This window comes from Vibrio chemaguriensis (assembly GCF_012275705.1).
Lineage (GTDB): Bacteria > Pseudomonadota > Gammaproteobacteria > Enterobacterales > Vibrionaceae > Vibrio > Vibrio diabolicus.
The window spans coordinates 1-18,141 of the sequence record NZ_SHOE01000003.1 but is presented as its reverse complement, the minus strand read 5'-3'; the positions used below and the strand labels follow the sequence as shown (position 1 = coordinate 18,141).

General features: G+C 43.5%; 18 protein-coding genes. 5 read left to right on the top strand and 13 right to left on the bottom strand.

What is annotated here, in order from left to right:
* Window positions 1-126: 126 nt before the first annotated feature.
* From EX191_RS04220 to EX191_RS04210, 3 genes are all read left to right on the top strand, one after another.
* Window positions 127-879 carry an electron transfer flavoprotein subunit beta/FixA family protein gene (locus EX191_RS04220; RefSeq protein ID WP_048624911.1) on the top strand — a complete coding sequence of 251 codons (753 nt, stop codon included), beginning with the start codon at window positions 127-129 and terminating at the stop codon, window positions 877-879.
* Window positions 876-1,802 (top strand): electron transfer flavoprotein subunit alpha/FixB family protein, encoded by a 927-nt coding sequence (locus EX191_RS04215; protein ID WP_193447191.1) that lies wholly within the window; start codon window positions 876-878, stop codon window positions 1,800-1,802. The genes EX191_RS04220 and EX191_RS04215 overlap by 4 nt, the downstream gene beginning before the upstream one ends.
* Before the next feature lie 87 nt (window positions 1,803-1,889).
* The gene (locus EX191_RS04210) at window positions 1,890-3,896 is read left to right on the top strand and encodes an acetoacetate--CoA ligase (protein ID WP_193447190.1); all 2,007 of its coding nucleotides are present in this window, start codon (window positions 1,890-1,892) and stop codon (window positions 3,894-3,896) included.
* A 26-nt stretch (window positions 3,897-3,922) separates the two neighbouring features.
* Here EX191_RS04210 and mnhG read toward each other — a convergent pair whose 3' ends face one another.
* From mnhG to EX191_RS04165, 9 genes are all read right to left on the bottom strand, one after another.
* Window positions 3,923-4,216 carry a monovalent cation/H(+) antiporter subunit G gene (mnhG, locus tag EX191_RS04205; protein ID WP_104972424.1) on the bottom strand — a complete coding sequence of 98 codons (294 nt, stop codon included), beginning with the start codon at window positions 4,214-4,216 and terminating at the stop codon, window positions 3,923-3,925.
* A complete protein-coding gene (locus EX191_RS04200; RefSeq protein WP_046875930.1) occupies window positions 4,216-4,494 on the bottom strand; it encodes a cation:proton antiporter in 279 nt (92 codons plus the stop codon). The genes mnhG and EX191_RS04200 overlap by 1 nt, the downstream gene beginning before the upstream one ends.
* Window positions 4,487-4,963 carry a Na+/H+ antiporter subunit E gene (locus EX191_RS04195; protein ID WP_005392607.1) on the bottom strand — a complete coding sequence of 159 codons (477 nt, stop codon included), beginning with the start codon at window positions 4,961-4,963 and terminating at the stop codon, window positions 4,487-4,489. Before EX191_RS04195 ends, EX191_RS04200 begins: the two co-directional genes overlap by 8 nt.
* Window positions 4,960-6,456, bottom strand: a complete 1,497-nt coding sequence (locus tag EX191_RS04190) for a Na+/H+ antiporter subunit D (protein ID WP_193447189.1) — start codon at window positions 6,454-6,456, stop codon at window positions 4,960-4,962. Before EX191_RS04190 ends, EX191_RS04195 begins: the two co-directional genes overlap by 4 nt.
* A complete protein-coding gene (locus EX191_RS04185) occupies window positions 6,453-6,806 on the bottom strand; it encodes a Na+/H+ antiporter subunit C (RefSeq protein ID WP_167427378.1) in 354 nt (117 codons plus the stop codon). The genes EX191_RS04190 and EX191_RS04185 overlap by 4 nt, the downstream gene beginning before the upstream one ends.
* The gene (mbhE, locus tag EX191_RS04180) at window positions 6,806-9,475 is read right to left on the bottom strand and encodes a hydrogen gas-evolving membrane-bound hydrogenase subunit E (protein ID WP_193447188.1); all 2,670 of its coding nucleotides are present in this window, start codon (window positions 9,473-9,475) and stop codon (window positions 6,806-6,808) included. Before mbhE ends, EX191_RS04185 begins: the two co-directional genes overlap by 1 nt.
* A 166-nt stretch (window positions 9,476-9,641) precedes the next feature.
* Window positions 9,642-9,833 (bottom strand): hypothetical protein, encoded by a 192-nt coding sequence (locus EX191_RS04175; protein ID WP_005392611.1) that lies wholly within the window; start codon window positions 9,831-9,833, stop codon window positions 9,642-9,644.
* A 110-nt stretch (window positions 9,834-9,943) separates the two neighbouring features.
* On the bottom strand, window positions 9,944-10,879 hold the full coding sequence (locus tag EX191_RS04170; RefSeq protein ID WP_193447187.1) for a universal stress protein: 936 nt from the start codon (window positions 10,877-10,879) through the stop codon (window positions 9,944-9,946).
* A 396-nt stretch (window positions 10,880-11,275) separates the two neighbouring features.
* Window positions 11,276-11,995 carry an SDR family oxidoreductase gene (locus EX191_RS04165; RefSeq protein ID WP_046875926.1) on the bottom strand — a complete coding sequence of 240 codons (720 nt, stop codon included), beginning with the start codon at window positions 11,993-11,995 and terminating at the stop codon, window positions 11,276-11,278.
* Between the two features lie 135 nt (window positions 11,996-12,130).
* Between EX191_RS04165 and EX191_RS04160 the strand changes: the two genes are divergently transcribed.
* Entirely contained in the window at window positions 12,131-13,039 is a 909-nt protein-coding gene (locus tag EX191_RS04160; RefSeq protein ID WP_193447186.1) for a LysR family transcriptional regulator, read from the top strand.
* A 90-nt stretch (window positions 13,040-13,129) separates the two neighbouring features.
* Here the strand turns inward: EX191_RS04160 and EX191_RS04155 are convergent, their stop codons facing one another.
* A complete protein-coding gene (locus EX191_RS04155) occupies window positions 13,130-13,903 on the bottom strand; it encodes an AraC family transcriptional regulator (protein WP_150916854.1) in 774 nt (257 codons plus the stop codon).
* Window positions 13,904-14,002: 99 nt separating this feature from the next.
* Between EX191_RS04155 and EX191_RS04150 the strand changes: the two genes are divergently transcribed.
* The gene (locus tag EX191_RS04150; protein WP_193447185.1) at window positions 14,003-15,139 is read left to right on the top strand and encodes a multidrug effflux MFS transporter; all 1,137 of its coding nucleotides are present in this window, start codon (window positions 14,003-14,005) and stop codon (window positions 15,137-15,139) included.
* Window positions 15,140-15,255: 116 nt separating this feature from the next.
* Here the strand turns inward: EX191_RS04150 and EX191_RS04145 are convergent, their stop codons facing one another.
* The 3 genes from EX191_RS04145 to EX191_RS04135 form a co-directional block, all read right to left on the bottom strand.
* Window positions 15,256-16,359, bottom strand: coding sequence for an alpha/beta hydrolase (locus tag EX191_RS04145; protein ID WP_182036067.1), 1,104 nt, complete (start codon window positions 16,357-16,359; stop codon window positions 15,256-15,258).
* Window positions 16,360-16,583: 224 nt separating this feature from the next.
* On the bottom strand, window positions 16,584-16,994 hold the full coding sequence (locus tag EX191_RS04140) for a hypothetical protein (protein WP_182018663.1): 411 nt from the start codon (window positions 16,992-16,994) through the stop codon (window positions 16,584-16,586).
* 203 nt (window positions 16,995-17,197) lie between these two features.
* The gene (locus tag EX191_RS04135; protein WP_341480766.1) at window positions 17,198-17,686 is read right to left on the bottom strand and encodes a hypothetical protein; all 489 of its coding nucleotides are present in this window, start codon (window positions 17,684-17,686) and stop codon (window positions 17,198-17,200) included.
* Window positions 17,687-18,141: the final 455 nt, after the last annotated feature.

The window sequence follows — 18,141 nt, the reverse complement described above, 5'->3', positions numbered from 1 at the left end:
AACTTGTTAAGCAACAATATATTTAAAGTTGACGCAAACGTAAAGGTAAATTAACATCATTTTAAAGACGTCATCACATCGTCTTCCCTGTAAACACATAGTCTTCACTGTAAAAAGGAATCTAACGTGAAAATACTAGTGCCAATCAAAAGGGTCATTGATCCCTACATTAAAGTTCGCGTGAAAGCGGACCATAGCGATGTTGAAACCAATAACGTCAAGATGACGATTAATCCATTTTGCGAAATAGCCGTTGAAGAAGCCGTACGACTAAAAGAGCAAGGTATTGCAGATGAAGTCATCGTTGTCAGTGCTGGCGGTAGCCAATGTCAGGAGCAACTACGTACTGCGCTTGCGTTAGGTGCCGATCGCGCTATTCATGTCGATACTGAAGACAAAATAGAGCCATTAGTCGTCGCTAAGCTGCTCAAAGCTCTGGTCGAGCAAGAACAAGCACAGCTTGTGATTACGGGTAAACAGTCGATTGATACCGACAACAACCAAGTGGCTCAGATGTTGGCAGCCCTACTTGACTGGCCTCAAGCAACTTTCGCTTCCGACGTTAAGATAGAAGATCAAAAAGTTCAGGTCGTGAGAGAAGTGGATGGCGGCTTGATGACGGTCGCTATGAACTTACCTGCAGTGATCAGTACTGACTTACGCCTGAATGAACCGCGTTTTGCCTCATTGCCTAATATCATGAAAGCTAAGCGCAAGCCGTTAGATACAATCACACCTGACAGTCTGGGTGTTGAAGTGGTATTTAGCCAAACCATTCAAGAAGTCACACCACCAGCGCAGAGAAAAGGTGGCATCAAGGTTGAATCTGTCTCAGAGCTTCTCGATAAGCTGCGTAACGAAGCGAAGGTGATTTCATGAAGAACTTAATCATAGCGGAACATGACAATAACCAATTGCATGCGGACACACTCAAAGTGGTTAATGCAGCAAAACAAGTCAGTCAAGACAATGTTTTGATCGTAGTGGGCCACCAGTGTGAAGAAGTCGCTCAGCAAGCTTGTCGCGTTGATGGTATATCAAACGTAATTTGTGTCGATGATGGTCAACTTAAGCATCAATTTGCCGAGAGTATCGCACCTATTGTAGTGAGTATTGCTGAAGGTTTTGACGCAATCTGGGCTAGCTCATCATCAAAAGGGAAAGATCTTGCACCGCGAGTAGCAGCGAAGTTCGGCGTTGGGCAAATTTCCGATATTGTCCAAGTTATCGATGAAAACACTTTTATCCGCCCTATTTACGCAGGAAACGCATTTGCCAAAGTGACCACCAGCGACAAGGTTCGCGTCGTCACCGTGCGCGCGTCTGCGTTTGAGCCGGTTACTTGTCACAACCAAGCTGATATTAAGCATCAGCAGGTCACTATCTCAGACCCAATGGTTGAATTGGTTTCTGTTGATAAAACCGTGTCAGAGCGCCCTGAATTAAGCGCGGCAGAGGTGGTTGTGTCAGGTGGACGCGGGGTCGGTAGCAAAGAGAACTTCGCATTGATCGAACAAGTTGCCGATAAACTAGGTGCTGCCATTGGCGCTTCTCGCGCGGCGGTTGATGCCGGGTTTGTTGCCAACGACTTACAAGTGGGTCAAACCGGTAAAATCGTTGCGCCTAAGCTTTATATTGCAGTTGGGATCTCCGGTGCCATCCAGCACCTTGCAGGGATGAAGGAATCCAAAGTGATTGTCGCGATCAACAAAGATCCTGAATCTCCTATCTTTGAAGTTGCCGACTATGGATTGGTTGGTGATTTATTTGAGGTATTACCTCAGCTTGCCGAACAACTTTAAACAATCAGATAAGGGGCGAACACTGCTATGTTCGCCCCTTTATTTTGTTTTGGTCATATTCAAAAAGAATCGAAATTAGAGGGACCTATGCAAAATTCTGCACCTATTTGGTCACCATCTGCTGAGCGCATCAGCAATAGCAACTTGCTACGATTTATCGAGACGGTTAATGCGCACCAAACCGAAGATATCTCAATCAATAATTACACGTCTTTACACCAGTGGTCCATTGACCACAATGACGAATTTTGGCGACATACCTGGCATTTCTGTAACGCCATTGGAAATATTGGCTCGCAAGTCAAAAGCCTTGGTGCTCCCAAATGGACACAGACAGATTCTACTCTGAGCCATGTAAATAGGGACACCGTATGGTTTGCTGACGCCACGCTTAACTACGCAGAGAACCTCCTATCTCAGGCCGAACAAACACCTGAGCGTGAGTTTGTCGTTTTTACTAATGAAAGCGGTGAACACAGGCAGCTCACTGGTACACAGTTGCTTGAACAAGTGTCTGTCGTTCAGCAATGGCTACTCAATTGTGGTGTTGGCAAAGGCGATGTCGTTGCGGGTTATTTGCCCTACCTTCCTGAAACCGTTATTGCCATGCTGGCCACCACCAGTCTTGGTGCCATTTGGACTTCAACCTCGCCTGATTTTGGTATCGATAGCGTCGTAGAGCGTTTTGGCCAGGTCAAGCCGAAAGTTCTTTTTTGCTGTGATGGCTACCAGTTCGGAGGCAAAGCTTTCGATATGACGGACAAAAACACGACTCTTAGTAGTAAGCTAAGCAGTGTCTCCGAATACGCCACTATTAGCGTATGCCAAATCGAATATATACAAAACGCTAAGAGTGCTAGCACTTCTGACTTTGTGTATTGGTCTGATATTACTCACCACTTTTCTCCAAAACCAGTTCAATATCAATCAACACTGTTTAATGACCCGTTATTCATTTTGTATTCTTCTGGTACAACAGGTCAACCTAAGTGTATTGTCCATTCCGTGGGCGGTACCTTGCTCAATCACCTCAAAGAACATCAACTACATTGCGATATCAAACCACAAGACAAGGTTTTCTACTACACAACATGTGGCTGGATGATGTGGAACTGGCATGTTTCCGTTCTTGCGAGTGGAGCAACCTTAGTGATTTACGACGGTAGTCCGGTTTACCCTGATCACTCGGTCTTATGGCGATTAGCGGAAGAACATAGCGTGTCACTGTTTGGTACGTCAGCGAAATACTTAGAAGCACTGGAGCATGCGAACTGCTCTCCAAAACTAGAACATAACCTGAAATCACTCAAAACTCTGTGCTCAACTGGTTCGGTGCTTTACCCAGAACAATTTAATTATGTCTATCAGCACATCAAGCAGGACTTGCATCTCGCTTCTATCGCTGGCGGCACGGATATTTGTGGGTGTTTTGTACTTGGGAACCCTATTTCACCGGTGTACAAAGGCGAATGCCAAGGTTCAGGGCTGGGAATCGACGTGCGTGTTTTGAACGACGAGGGAAATGCGATTACAAAGCAACGCGGCGAACTAACGTGCAATAACTCGCTACCTAATTTCCCTATCGGTTTTTGGCACGACGACGGCGAACGCTATCACAACGCTTATTGGAGCAAGTTTACCGATATCTGGCACCACGGCGACGATGTGATGCAAACCGAACATGGCGGCTTTATTTTTTATGGCCGTAGCGATGCGACATTGAATCCAGGCGGCGTACGAATCGGCACCGCTGAGATCTACCAGCAAGTGAACGCGTTACCCGAGGTCGAGGACTCCATCGCCGTCGGCAAGTTAAACCAGCAGTCTGAAGAAATCTGGTTATTAGTAAAACTCGCTCACGAGGTCGAGTTAACCCAACAACTCACCAATTCAATTCGCCAAACATTGAAAACAAAATGTTCACCGCGCCATGTCCCACGCCAAATTTTTGCTATCAGTGATATTCCTAAAACACGATCAGGAAAACTGGTTGAACTAGCAGTGAAACAATTGGTGAACGGGCAAGCTGTAAAAAATATTGGTGCTATTGCTAACCCAGAAGTGCTGGAAGAAATTAGCCAGCTGAATCAATAGTGACAATTGGTTAAACAAGAAAAAACTTAATCATTACGCCAAATCTTATATCCGACCTCTCGCATTGCTCTTCCGAGCAGGTGGGAGGCGACTGGTGCCGTGAGAACGATAAACAACATCGTACCGATAACTCGGGAGATCACGGTGACTTCAGGAATTGAGAAGGCAACCGCTAGTAGTAAGCAACTAACTCCGACGGTACCGGCTTTGGTTGCGGCATGCATTCGGGTATATAAATCTGGCAACCGCAACACACCTAAACTAGCGCTTAGAATCAATAACGTCCCTAAACATAAAAACAGCCCAATCAACACATCCATTATTCTCTCTCCTTCCTTTTAACGATCAAACGCGCAAATGCGATTGTGCCAAGAAATGCGACCAAACCTAATGTAATGGCGATATCTAACAAGGCATCCTCACCACTGTCTAAGGTGTAAACCGTAATAAAACCGATGGTGATAAATGAAATCAAATCTAACGCCACAACTCGGTCAGCCAGCGTTGGTCCTAAAATTAAACGGAAGAAAGCCATAACAAAACTGAGTAATAGCCCTGCATAGGCAAAAGTGACACTTATTTGCAGCCAACTATCCACGCGTCACCTCCAAAATTCGATGCTCTAATCCGTTTTTAATTCCACGAATAACTTCTTCATGCTCAGGAGCAAACATGGCATGAACGATAAGATGCTTTTTATCAGGCGTAACGTCCAAACTGAGTGTGCCCGGTGTTAACGAAACCATATTCGCAAGTAAGGTGATTTCAAGATCGGAATCGACGTCCAAAGGGACATAGACGATATCTGGCTGGCTCAAATGCGTTGGCGTCACGACATCCCACACGACTCTTGCAACCGATATGATCATTTCATAAGCGAAGTACACCAGTAACTTTAATGCCGACGCAAAACGTCGAAAGTAGCTGGTTTTTAATCCAAATGGTTGGCTCAACCGTAAGGCAAAAAAACCGACCGTAAACCCGACAATAAAATTCAAACTCGAATAGCTGCCGTTTAACATCATCCATGCTAATGCTAAGAAAAGATTGAGGAATAGATAGATCATAGATTTCCTCCCAATACCGCTCGAATGTATTCATTCGGATTTAACAGTTGTTCAGCAGCTTGAACAGAAAACTGATAAAAAGGCTCCGCCACCAAGCCTATGATCAACGTGAACATGGTCAATACGGCAATTGGAACGCAATACAACCAATGTACTTTGACTTGCAGAGTCTGTTCTGTTTTCTCCCTAACCGGCTTTTTCCAGAATGCCTCACTCCAAATTTTCGTCATCGAGTAGACAGTAAGCAGCCCCACCAATAGCGCGGTACCGGCTAACCAGTAATATTCAGCCTGTAAACTCGATTTGATCACCAAGAATTTGCCCCAGAAACCAGAGAGCGGCGGAAATCCTGCCAGAGAAAACGCAGGGACAAGAAACAAGAACGCTAACCAAGGCATTGCTTTATATACCCCGCCCAACTGTTCAAGTTGACTAGACCCATATTTGCGCTCAATAAAGCCACCGATTAAGAACAAATTCGCTTTTACAATGATGTGATGAACAATGTAGAAAATAGCGCCAGCCAAAGCTAAAGGAGTGTAAATCGCTAATCCCATTATCATGTAGCCTATTTGGCTAATAATGTGAAAAGAAAGAATTTTCTTAATGTCGAATTGACTTGCCGCCCCCAAAACGCCCGTTAACATGGTGAGGCCAGCAATCCAAATCAACGTCGGCTGCCAACCACTCTCGGCGAGCGGAAATACCAATGTGAAGACTCGTATTAACGCGTATACGCCGACTTTAGTAAGCAACGCAGCAAACAGCGCAACCACACCACTTGGTAAGGTGTGATAAGAAGCTGGCAACCAAGCAAATAAAGGAAATAGTGCCGCTTTGATAGAAAAGGCAAACAAAAACAAGGCGGACAACATCATGTTGATGCTCAGTTCGCTCTCTCCCGCTTTGGTATAGAGATCGGCCAAGTTCAAGGTGCCCGTTGCGCCATACAACAAACCGATGGCAAGTAAGAACACTAGCGTCGAAATCAGGTTCAACATCACATACTTCACTGCCCCATCAATTTGAGTTTTCGTTGCATCTAATACCATTAAACCAAATGACGCGATGAGCATGACCTCAAACCAAACATACAGATTAAAAATATCTCCGGTGAGGAACGCGCCATAAACACCAGCAAGCAACACGTGCGTCAACGCATGGTAATTGCTATAGGAAGGTTTTCGGTGAAGGTCCGCCATGGCATAGAAAACACATATCGCACCAATCACTGCCGTAATCATCACCATGGCAACGCTGAAGTAATCTGCGACAAAGACGATACCAAACGGTGCTTGCCACTGGCCAAAAGCAACGGCTTGAATACCATTACTTATGATGTTTTCTGTGAGAAGGCCTGCGACAACAAGGTTCAAAATCGCACTCGCGCCACTTAACCACTCAGCACTTTTTGTTGAGCGACGTACAAAGAAAATGGTCAGCGCCGTACTCAATGAAAGAACAACAGGTAACGTCAGTAAAATCGAACTCATTGACCCTCCTCAGAACGTTGCATTTCATCGACGTCTGCGGTTCCAGAATCTTTATAAGCTCGATAGAACAACATTAAAGCAAAAATAAGTAGCCCAAAACCGATGACTATCGCGGTTAAAATCAGTGCTTGAGGTAATGGGTTTGCCGCGCCATCTGGTGGCAAAAGTGCATTATCGCCAATCAATGGCGGCTCTCCAGGAGTCAGCCTTCCCGCGGTAAAAATAGCAAGGTTAACCGCACTGCTGAGTAACATGATACCGAACAAAAGACGCAAGATATGCTTTTCCAGCATTAAGTAAACGCCTGCGGCGACAAATACTCCAACGACAACACTCCAGACTATTTCCATCACTCTAGCTCCTCATTAATACGAAGCAGCATCCCCATCACGCCACCTATAACGGCAAGATAAACACCAACATCAAAAACTAACGGCGTACCCAGTGGTATCACATCTTTCCACCACAACCCGGTTAAAAACGGTTTATCAAACGCAAAGCTCAAAGCTCCAGATATTAAGCTCAATGCGATGCCTAATAACGCAATGAAAAACGGCTTGAAATACAATCTAGAACGAACGTATTTCGGTGATTCCGCGAACATGAGAAGCGATAAGCCAATAACGGCAATCAATGCACCAATGAAGCCACCACCCGGTTCGTTATGACCACGTAATAACAGATACACTGAGAACACAAGCATGAGCGCCGCGACGATATGTGCCGTGGTTGCAAAAATTAATGATTGAATACGGTTTTGCTTTTTCGCTCTTGTCTTAAGCAAGCTCACTGCTGCAATCCCAGCAATGACAACGACGACAACCTCTCCCAATGTATCAAACGCACGAAAGTCGACGAGAATGACGTTGACAATATTGCGCCCATGCCCGCCTGGGACACTATTTTCCGCAAAGAATTCCGACACCGATGAATCCATCGGCTGGGACGTGATTCCTAACAAGAGGAAAGTAATCGAAACACCTATCACGCCCGCTATACAAACATTCGCCAATTTGCGTTTTATTGAATGCTTGGGCACGGTGGTTAAACGCGGCATATGACGCATTAACAATGCTAAAAAGACCACCATTAATGTTTCCACTAACAGTAAAGTCTTCGCGACGTCCGGAGCACTGTAGATCATAAAAACAAGCGTGGTCATAAAACCAATCATACCTAGCGCAGAAATCGCAAGAAGCCTTGAGTGAGACAACGTACATACGATCGCTGCACCAATCAGTAATAAGGCAATGCCAATCTCATAGAAAGCCACATTTGAAAGCTGCTCTAACAAAGGCAGAGGAATAAATGCTACCTGACCAAGTAAAGCGACGGCGAGTACCGCGAAAAATAGCAGGACATAACGACTCAACTTCTTTTGCTGCAACAGCGCCGTTTGCCACTTCGCCAGTGTCATCATGTCATCTAATAGTCGTTCAAAAACATTCTCTGCTTTGGGGACGAATAGATGTAACCGCTGAAAAAATGCAGACACAGTAGGATAAACACGGTACACCACATACCCCAATACTAGCGTGATAACGCTTAGGACCAGCGGTACATTCACACCATGCCATAATGATGTCGCTTTAATATCGGCTGCAGGCAGAATGTCAGCAGAGCCAGGAAAGATGATATTGTGATCTAACCAATTTAAACCGACTAGCGGAACGATGAGACTGCCAAGTGCCAAGAGCAAAGGCGAGAACCACATGGCTTTTTTTGTCTCAACTGGCTTCATTTCAATCGGCATGAGATCACGGCGAGCAAAGAATGGTCTCGCTATAAGCATAATGGTTAGCGCAACCATCAGTATATTCACGATTAAAAGTACAAAGGCGATCCAGTTATTGAGCTCTACGGCGGCTTTGTACATGTATTCTTTGCTCAAAAAGCCTAACAACGGCGGAAACCCAGCTTTCGACAATGCAGCCAAACTCCCCGCAACCATGCTGATGAAGAGCACTGACTTCAAGCCGTACAGTTGATCAATATCTCGCGTTCCTGTCGCTTTATCGATATTCCCCACCACCATAAACAGTGCAGCTTTGTAGAAAGAGTGAGCGAGAATAAACATCAGTACTGCACTAACGGCCAAATCTGTGCCCATACCTAGTAATAATGTTAATTTACCCAAAGCAACATTCGTGCTGTAGGCTAGCATCAGCTTCAAGTCAGTTTGTTTTAATGCGACAAACGTGCACCAAACGGCGGTGATACTCCCTGTGATCACTAGGGCATAAAACCAAACCTCGCTATGAGCATAAACTGGCGATAAACGCGCTAACAAGTAAATGCCCGCCTTTACCATTGTTGCCGAGTGTAAATACGCACTGACTGGAGTGGGCGCTGCCATCGCGTTAGGTAGCCAAAAATGAAACGGGAACTGCGCAGATTTAGTAAATGAACCAAGTAGTATGAGCACTAGAGATGGGATAAACCATTCATGCTGCGCAATAGTGTCCGCCTGAGCGATGATCGTATGTAGCTCATAACTCCCTGCCATCGCTCCCAACAAGATAAGGCCAGCTAACAACGCTAATCCACCAGCACCTGTAACGATCAACGACTGCAGTGCATTTTTTCGTGACGTTTTGTTTTCGTGATTAAAACCAATCAGTAAGTAAGAAGTGATGGTGGTGAGTTCCCAGAAAACAAATAACAACAGGATGTTATCGCTCATCACAATCCCTAGCATGGCAAGCATGAATAGGGTTAGGTATAAATGAAAGGAAAATCGGCTATCACTCTCTCGTAAGTAAGCCAAAGCGTATATTTGGATCAGTGCGCCAATCCCGCTGATCAGCCCGGCAAAAAGGAATGACAGACCATCTAACCTAAAGCTGAAGTTAATATCGAGGCTAGGTATCCATTCCGCATTCCAGCTTACGCCTGCGGGTGTGTAGATGTAAAAAAGAAAAGAGAAGATTAAAATTGGCAGCACAGGGAAAATCAGTAAGACCAATTGATTATCGGGATTTTTCGGCAGGTTTTCTTTACCCGTTATGCTATTCAACATCGCAGCCCATTCATTTTTATAAGAAAGTTCGCCCTATTTGGCGCAAAGATAAAAAGCTCCACTTGATTGTTTTAGCCCAAGTATTTCAAAAAAGATCATAAAACCAAGGGATAAGTAGCAAACAGCAATCACTGAATGCTACTTAAAGGAACGTTAATACAAACAGCTACTTGCTGTCCGCTACGGTGTAAGAACGTAGATCACTACTTACGTGTTCTCGACTGAATGTGTATGGATTATCGTCATCAGTTAACTCGAACGCATCGTAGGTGCAGTCACCGATATCATTTCTCGGACAAACATAAACGTTCGAACGTTCTATCATTTCTGTGTGGCATTTCGGGCATAGGTTTTTCATGTCACTCTCCTCTGATAACTTATTGATACACTGATAATTCCATGTTCTAGAACTCCGTCTCCCTCCTTTACCTAAAACAACCACTTAAACCTAGGTTTGTTACACACCAATTACTGAATCGGCGATACAAAACCATCGGGCTTAAGAGCGACCAAACTACAGTTTATAGATTGCAAAATGTTTTCAGCCGTATTACCAATGACGTAGCCAGATATCCCAGTTCTCGCTAAGGTACCCATGACTAGAACGTCCACTTCTATGCTTTCTACGTAATCCGGGATTTTTTCATCAGGCTTTCCGTGTAAATGATGAATCACAATTTCACCCGTAATCCCCGACTCTTCCAGCAGTTGTTGTAGAGCTTGTTTATGATCGGCTTTTGCTTTGTCGAGTTCATGTTTCAACTCAGCATCGTCGACTTGAATCCAAGCATTGTCATGTAGGTAGTTCTCTAAGTAATATTCCCAGCAAGAAATCACATGTAAACGACTGTCACAGGTGTCGGCTATTGAACGAGATAATTCAAGTAAACGCACCGCTAATGAGTGCTGTTCATCGCTCGCCGTTAACGGATCTATAGCAACAGCCACACGGCGTTTGTCTCTCGGCTTATCAATCGGTCGGTGTAACCATAATGGACAAGGACATTTGCGTAACAGTGTCATATCAATGGCTTTGAAGCCTTCAGCGCCTTCACCGAGTGGTTCAGCTTCTTTGATGATAAGATCTTTGTTGTCAGCTAATGCTTCTTTAATGATACAGACAGCGGGTTTTTCACTGCTTTTCACAGCAAGAGGAAATGCCAGATCATCTTCAGAAAGATCGAGCTTCTGTCTGTATTCCTGAATGCTTTGTTTGAGGGAGTCTTGTAGCGATTGCTCATAACTTTGCTGATACTGGAGCATATCCGCGGGGAAATCGGGGCACGCAATTAGCCCTGAAACAGGTACTTTGTTGCTGGATGCGATCCTCATCGCTTGTTCGAGCGCCTCACTATGACCAGGCAATCCTTGTGTTGCAAAAAGTATGTTCGCGAATCGTTTCATACACACCTCCTTGTTTGGTTAAATATTAACCACCCACAAAGTATAATACCTAACGGATAATTGTAACGGCTTGTGACGTTGATGAAATCAATTCTCATTAAGCTATGGATATTGCTTCATTTTGCTTTACGTCACCTTCTCCTTTTCTTTACGACTGTGGCCCGCTGACCCCAATAGAGCGACATACTAAAAATTGAGACCAAATAAAAACCCAAATTACTCAAAGTTTTTTCTCACCTTGAGTAACTTGGGTATAAGCAATAACACACTTAGGCTACGGACTTAAATGGGTAACCTAAATTTTCATACGACTTAGTTGAAAGATGCCATATCAATCACGAATCGGTGTGCAAATATTCACAGCCCTAATGATCCAGAAGTCGCTGTAAATTAATGTTAAGGTTGCTGTTTTGTCGGTGCCAAAGCAATTTCGCGAACACATACACCTTGCGGTTGCTGATAAGCAAACAGCACTGCTCGTGCAATATCGTCGGCTGCCAACACGCCCCCCATATCCTCTTTCCAAGCATCATAGCCATCTTTAATATCTTGAGACGTAGTATGGGAAAGTAATTCAGTTTCCACAGCGCCAGGTGCAATAGTCGTAACGCGAACATTCGATGATGCGACTTCTTCACGTACGTTTTCAGAAATCGCATGAACCGCAAATTTGGTACCACAGTAAGCGGCATGATCAGGGAATGTTTTCTTGCCCGCAATAGAGCTGATATTAATGATCGTACCACTGTTGCGTGCTTTCATCGGTGCTAAGACGGACTGCATACCATTGAGCAAGCCAAGTACGTTCACATCAAACATGCGCTTCCACTCCGATGCGTCCTGAGTATCTATCTGGCCTAGAAGCATAACGCCTGCGTTATTTACAAGTGCATCTACCGGACCATACAACGCTTCAGCTTTCTCAATTGCCGCCTCAAAAGAAGCTTTGTCGGTCACATCTACCTTTTCACAAAGCGTATTTGGTAAGTTTAATGCTTCTAAACGTTCTACACGTCTTGCTAACAAAAGAAGAGCATGGCCCTGTTCACTGAAGTGACGTGCAATCGCTTCACCAATGCCTGAACTAGCGCCTGTAATAACAATTAACTTTTTCATTTTGAATCCTTAATAGAACGGTTTACCTCAGTGGCGATAAGTTTAAGAAAACTTTGTTTGTTGATATATACCGACCTAGTTGAAACACTGTTGTTATACTGCAACAATACTTTTTTGAATTACGCAGAAGTCGTCATGCAAACACACATCAACCTTGCGGATATTCGCTCTTTCGTCCTAATCGCTCAACTAGGAAACTTCACAAAAGCAGCAGAGGAACTTGGCGTTTCTCGCTCACACGTTTCACGTCAAATAACAAATCTGGAACAACAGATTGGTGCCACTTTGCTACAAAGAACCACTCGAACACTGAAGCTCACCGAAGCAGGCAAGGTTCTGTATAAACAGTGTGAAACCGCCCTTCACAATATTGATCAAGCTGTTATGGCAGTGGTTGATGATGTAGAAGAATTAAGAGGCGAAATTCGTATCAACTGCGTGGGGGGTTATTTAGGGGAAGACGTTGTCGCAGATATCGTTGCTCAGTTTCTAATCCAACACCCACAAGTGAACATTAACTTAGATTTTAGCAGCCATCGTGTCGATTTAATCGCAGATGAATTCGATATCGCTTTTCGAATGGGAAAGTTAGAAGACTCCAACTTTATCGCTCGCAAACTGATCGATGTGGAAATGGGGACGTACGCAAGCCCAAGTTATTTAGAAACATATGGCTATCCTTCGCATCCAAAAGACTTAGAAAAACACATTTGTTTGACAGGCAGTGTGACACGCTGGGCATTCGAGAACACAAATACAAAGCAGTCAACGGAACACCAGATACGTGGACAGTTACGATGTAAGAGTGGCAGAGTAATGATAAAAGCAGCGTTGGCGGGAAATGGTATCATCCGTGTGCCAGCACTTTATTGCCAACAAGAACTCCAGACAGGCAAGCTAAAAGAAGTGTTTACCGACTGGAGCATTCCGAGTGTGGAGTTTTCACTCCTTTACCATCACGACCGACATCAACCAAAACGCATCCGAGCCTTTATTGACTTTGCTACTCAATATTTTCATCAGCTGCCGAGTAAACACAAGTAACGTGCACGTTGGTATCTCTCTATGTACGCTTCATAGGCTGAGCCTATGAACCTAGGATTTGTTCTAGAAAGAGTGTGAGTATTTTGATGCTTAGGGCTTGGTTTTCATAAACGTCAGAGGTGTTTGCCCAGTTTGCTTTTTGAAAAATGCAATAAAAGCACTGTCTGACGAAAACGCCAGCCAATCAGCAACGGCGCTAACTTGCATTCCCGTTGATAACAATTCAACTGCTTTTAAGAGCCTCCACTGTTGACGCCAATCTTGATAATTCATACCCGTTTCCGACTTAAATAATCGTGTTACCGTCTTGGTACTTGCCCCCACTTTGCTTGCAAGAGTAGTAAGCGAAGGAGCGAGAAATGAAGGTTCAACCAACTCCCGGCGAAATGTTGTTAAGCGCCGATGTGATGGCAAAGGCAACTGAAACGAATAACGTTTCGCAGCATAAAACTCCTCCCAGAAGAGTGCTGTCGTATTTAGCATCTCGCTGTTAGGCTTATCCCACTCCCAAAATGACATTTTATCAATGAGGGCTTGGAGTAAATTATTCACTTCTATCATCGTGATCTTACTCGGACACGCAAACACCTCACAATCAAAATACAAAGATCGATACGCAACCACATTCGTCATCAGTGCGCGATGCGGCGTATTAGGTGGGATCCAAACCGCCTTTGTCGGGGGCAGAATACAAATCGAGTCCTTCAGAGCAAAACTCATACAACCTTGAGGTGCGTACAACAATTGCCCTTTCTTGTGCTGATGCATACCCGAGTCGTGCTTGCCAATATCCGCAGCAATTCCCACTACACAATTAGAAATTTTGTCTGCGTCAAACTGTGTTTCTTCGTCAATAAGTGCCATTTTGTCCGAATATTGATGTATTTGGTTTTTATGTTGTTATTGGCTCAATCATAGCCTCATTTATACTGCCCGCCAACTTCATTAACAATGGGTAACAATATGAATACTAAGCCCTCTTTATGGCTCATGCTGGTTATGTTGATGTTTCCGCAAATTGTAGAAACCATCTATAGCCCAGCGTTGAGCTCAATCGCTCTATCATTTGATGTAAACCACGCACAAGCAGCACAAACACTGTCGATTTACTTCCTAGCGTTTGCCATTGGCGTCGTTGTTTGGGGAGTGCTCGCAGATAAACTGGGAAGAAGGCCTACCATGTTAATTGGGCTCTTTATCTATGGTTTTGCGTCTTTACTCGCAACTCAAACCGAGAGTTTTGCTGTTGTCATGGCTGCGCGAGCCCTGAGCGCATTTGGTATCGCGGTAGGTTCCGTTGTCACACAGACCATGCTTCGTGACGCGTTTGACGGTCAAGAACTGAGTAAAGTCTTCAGCTTAATGGGGATGGGTATATCAATCAGCCCGGTAGTAGGCATGCTATTAGGCGGACAGCTTACAGGGCTTGGTGGATATCGTTATGTGTTTTTCGCTTTATTTTTAATCGCGTTAGTATTGCTCGCTTATAACGTTATTAAACTTCCTGAAACACAGAAGGAACAGACACCAGTGCGGTTGCATCAACTTAGCTGGAAAATGCTAAGAGACGCGCGAATTTGGCGCTCAGGATTACTGGTTGCTTTGTATAACATTGCTCTATTTTCTTATTACCAGCTTGGCGCATTTACTTTCTCAGCACTTGGGTATAGCTCCGAACAATTTGGATACAGTGGCATGGTACTGGGGTTAGGCACTCTGCTTGGGAGTTATTTAAACAAATCCCTAGTGTCTAAAAATGTTCGAAAAAGCCAACTACTTTGGCTCTCAGCAGTATTGCTTAGTTTGGGGTCAGTCGGTGTGTTGATTCTGAGCCAATCAATCTGGTTTGTTGCTCCAATGGTGTTAGTCGTCATGTCTTATGGGATTGCGATACCCAACATACTCAGTGATGCACTCGTTGATTATAAACAACAGGTAGGTAGCGCAGGTGCTTTATTTGGGCTCATGTACTACATCATGATCGGGACGGGATTAGCGATGGCTGGAACAGTACAAAACTTAGGTGTCGTTCTATTAGCATGTAGCTGTTTAGCGATTTTATTAGCGTTTTCTACAAAACAAGTTCATACCGACTTGTGAGTATAATAATGAAATACTCTCCGTAATGGTTCACCGAGAATCTAGAGAATTTTTCAATCAATAGGAACTGAGGAGCACAATAGTAACCGCTCCTCAGTTGTCTTCTAGAGGGCGATCTAAACTAAATTAACCTTAAAGAAGCTCTCTAATTTATCAAATGGGATCACATCCAATTGATCGTAGAGATCCGTATGATTCGCATTTGGAATGATCATCAATTCTTTAGGCTCTGCCGCCGCTTCGTACGCCGTTTCACTGAAATAGCGAGAGTGCGCCTTTTCGCCATGAATGAACAACACTGGGCGTGGAGATATCTCTTCAATGTAGGTCAGAATTGGCATATTCATAAACGACAGCGGCGTTGTGAGTGTCCATGCGGCATTTGAGTTAATCGCTCGTGGATGAAAGCCACGTTCAGGAGACTTGTAATAGGCTGCATACTCAACAACAAATTGGGGCTCACCTCCAACTAACTCAAGCGATACTGGCCCGTAAGTAGGTATTCCATTTTCGGCATCTTCCCATCGTTGCAGGCTTAGCTGCTCTAACGTTTGCGTGCGCTGTTCAAACGTCGTACTGTCGTTATAGCCTTTAGACATTACACGGGTCATATCATACATCGTACTGGTTGCGACTGCTTTGACGCGTTTATCTGCAGCAACTGCGTTTAACGCCATGCCGCCCCAACCACATATGCCTATCACACCAATTTTCTGACGATCAACGTCTTTCTGTAGGCCAATAAAGTCCACAGCTGCGCTAAAGTCCTCTGTATTGATATCAGGTGATGCAACATTTCTTGGTTCACCACCACTCTCTCCGGTATACGACGGATCAAACGCTAAAGTAATGAAGCCTCGCTCAGCTAATGTTTGAGCATATAACCCTGAAGACTGCTCTTTCACAGCGCCAAATGGACCACTAATGACGATAGCCGCAAGCTTGCCACTTTTATTTTTAGGTTGATAAAGATCCGCTGCCAACATGATGCCATAACGGTTTTTAAAACTCACTTTGCGATGTTGAACTTGGTTACTTTTCGTAAATGTTTTATCCCAGGTGTCACCAAGACTTATTTGCGTCTCAGCTTGAACGGAACTCGTTGAGAGCGATCCGACTCCCATAGCAACCACGCTAGCACCCGTCATTTTCATCATATTGCGACGACCTTCATCAGGTTCATCTTGGTAACTTGCTTGATTGTCGTTCTGGCTTTTCATGGTAGACACTCCTAATTAACGTAACACACGATGAGTACAGTACGCGGAGGCTTTATCGCTCCTACTTTACTGACACGTCCATTGTTGCAACTTTCGTATTTTTTCGTTAACCAGATACTACGCATTGCTTGCCTAATCTTCCGAAGATTGGTCTACATCTTTTCTAACGGTTAACTAAAACGTAAATAAAAAGCGCCTTTCGGCGCTTTAATTGTCTACAGCTCTTATTGCCATGTTGGCCCACCGTACTCTTCACAACGTTGCTTGTCGTAATTTTCAATGCGCCCGCGTTTACCTACAAACTGAACCTGAACAACCATTCCAGCTTCAACATATTCACTGAAATAATCGCAAGAAACACGAAAACTAGTATCGCGTATAACAATTGGTACCCATTCATAACCGCCGCTGCGTGGTAAGTAAGACTTGAAGGTAATGACCCCGTCATCTGAAACGTTGATTTCTTCATCATATTCATTCAACTTATAAAAACGTTGTCCATCAAACTCTGCCTTTGCTTTTTCAATTATTTCCTTCGTTGCTGTCGATTGCATCGGCGTATTTGAGACCAGTTGACACCCAACAACAGATGTCAATACGGACAAAGCCAAAGCGAGTTTAGTTATTTTATTCATTTACCTAACCACTGTATAATTATTCAACACTTACCATTTTAAAAGGAGGGAGACCATACTTTATTTTAAAGAAAATAAAAAGCGCCTTTCGGCGCTTTTTATCTGAACATTTCTTATCCAAACATCTCGAGTAAATTTTCTAGAAAAGCTAACTCTTTATTACAATGAATTTTATTTAGGCTCTCACTGGAATCTATTGCTATTTAATCCCAAGCTTCAAACTCATTGGGCTTTACGTGTTTTATTTTTAATCTAACGTTGGGATCCAGAGCTGTTTCAGTTTCCAATTCACAGTAGTACTCAACAGCATTTTCATCTTCAATCATGTCAACGGAGTTAGCAACGACACTCAACCGCCCACCACCTCTAGTCAATGAAAAATACGCATTCTTGTTTTCATTTACTTCAAACTTCAAAGGAATGAATTCAGGTTCTTCAAGAGAAATATCTATCCATTTATAGTTATCTAAACTCTTCCCTTTTCGTTGGGCATAATCTGTTTTCAACCCATTTTCGTCAACAACGAAGTACATCGAATTCTCGGCTTGATTAAAACAAGCTTTCAAGCCACCGCCTTTATTTTCCAAATTACATGTAAATACAAAAGGGTCTTGTTCGCAGCCTGAGTTTACAAAAAATGGGAAGCGTAAAAATCCAAAACACTTATTATGATTAACAAGCAAGGATATCACCTTTAAATTTTAACTCTTAATTTTTTGCATGCGTATAAAAATAACTTTTAATTCTATTATAATAATGAATTAACGCACTCCACTGATTTTATAAACATGCAAACATTAAATTATCATCCCTTACATGTTAACTTAAAAATTCACCCTTATTCGTTCAGCTCCTATATTCGCCGTCTTACCACTCATATAGTTTTCAGAGCTCTCACTATGATTTCAGTTCTCAAACCAACAAAAGAAGCGAACTATTTATCTAATTTAGCATTAAAACAAAAATCTTCATCATTCTTAAAAAGTTTTTACATTAATAAATATATATTTGGCAGTGTCAACATTGATATCTGTCTCTTATACACATCTGACGCTGCCGACGAATAGCCTTGTGTAGATCTCGGTGGTAGCCGTACTATTAAAAAAAAAAAAAAAAAAAGATCAATACAAGTAAATACACAGTATAC

Excerpts from the sequence above, each read along its gene's own strand:
- EX191_RS04215 (WP_193447191.1), top strand. The coding sequence starts at position 876 with ATGAAGAACTTAATCATAGCGGAACATGACAATAACCAATTGCATGCG.
- EX191_RS04210 (WP_193447190.1), top strand. The coding sequence starts at position 1,890 with ATGCAAAATTCTGCACCTATTTGGTCACCATCTGCTGAGCGCATCAGC.
- mnhG (WP_104972424.1), bottom strand. The coding sequence starts at position 4,216 with ATGGATGTGTTGATTGGGCTGTTTTTATGTTTAGGGACGTTATTGATT.
- EX191_RS04195 (WP_005392607.1), bottom strand. The coding sequence starts at position 4,963 with ATGATCTATCTATTCCTCAATCTTTTCTTAGCATTAGCATGGATGATG.
- EX191_RS04190 (WP_193447189.1), bottom strand. The coding sequence starts at position 6,456 with ATGAGTTCGATTTTACTGACGTTACCTGTTGTTCTTTCATTGAGTACG.
- EX191_RS04185 (WP_167427378.1), bottom strand. The coding sequence starts at position 6,806 with ATGGAAATAGTCTGGAGTGTTGTCGTTGGAGTATTTGTCGCCGCAGGC.
- mbhE (WP_193447188.1), bottom strand. The coding sequence starts at position 9,475 with ATGTTGAATAGCATAACGGGTAAAGAAAACCTGCCGAAAAATCCCGAT.
- EX191_RS04175 (WP_005392611.1), bottom strand. The coding sequence starts at position 9,833 with ATGAAAAACCTATGCCCGAAATGCCACACAGAAATGATAGAACGTTCG.
- EX191_RS04170 (WP_193447187.1), bottom strand. The coding sequence starts at position 10,879 with ATGAAACGATTCGCGAACATACTTTTTGCAACACAAGGATTGCCTGGT.
- EX191_RS04165 (WP_046875926.1), bottom strand. The coding sequence starts at position 11,995 with ATGAAAAAGTTAATTGTTATTACAGGCGCTAGTTCAGGCATTGGTGAA.
- EX191_RS04160 (WP_193447186.1), top strand. The coding sequence starts at position 12,131 with ATGCAAACACACATCAACCTTGCGGATATTCGCTCTTTCGTCCTAATC.
- EX191_RS04155 (WP_150916854.1), bottom strand. The coding sequence starts at position 13,903 with ATGGCACTTATTGACGAAGAAACACAGTTTGACGCAGACAAAATTTCT.
- EX191_RS04150 (WP_193447185.1), top strand. The coding sequence starts at position 14,003 with ATGAATACTAAGCCCTCTTTATGGCTCATGCTGGTTATGTTGATGTTT.
- EX191_RS04145 (WP_182036067.1), bottom strand. The coding sequence starts at position 16,359 with ATGAAAAGCCAGAACGACAATCAAGCAAGTTACCAAGATGAACCTGAT.
- EX191_RS04140 (WP_182018663.1), bottom strand. The coding sequence starts at position 16,994 with ATGAATAAAATAACTAAACTCGCTTTGGCTTTGTCCGTATTGACATCT.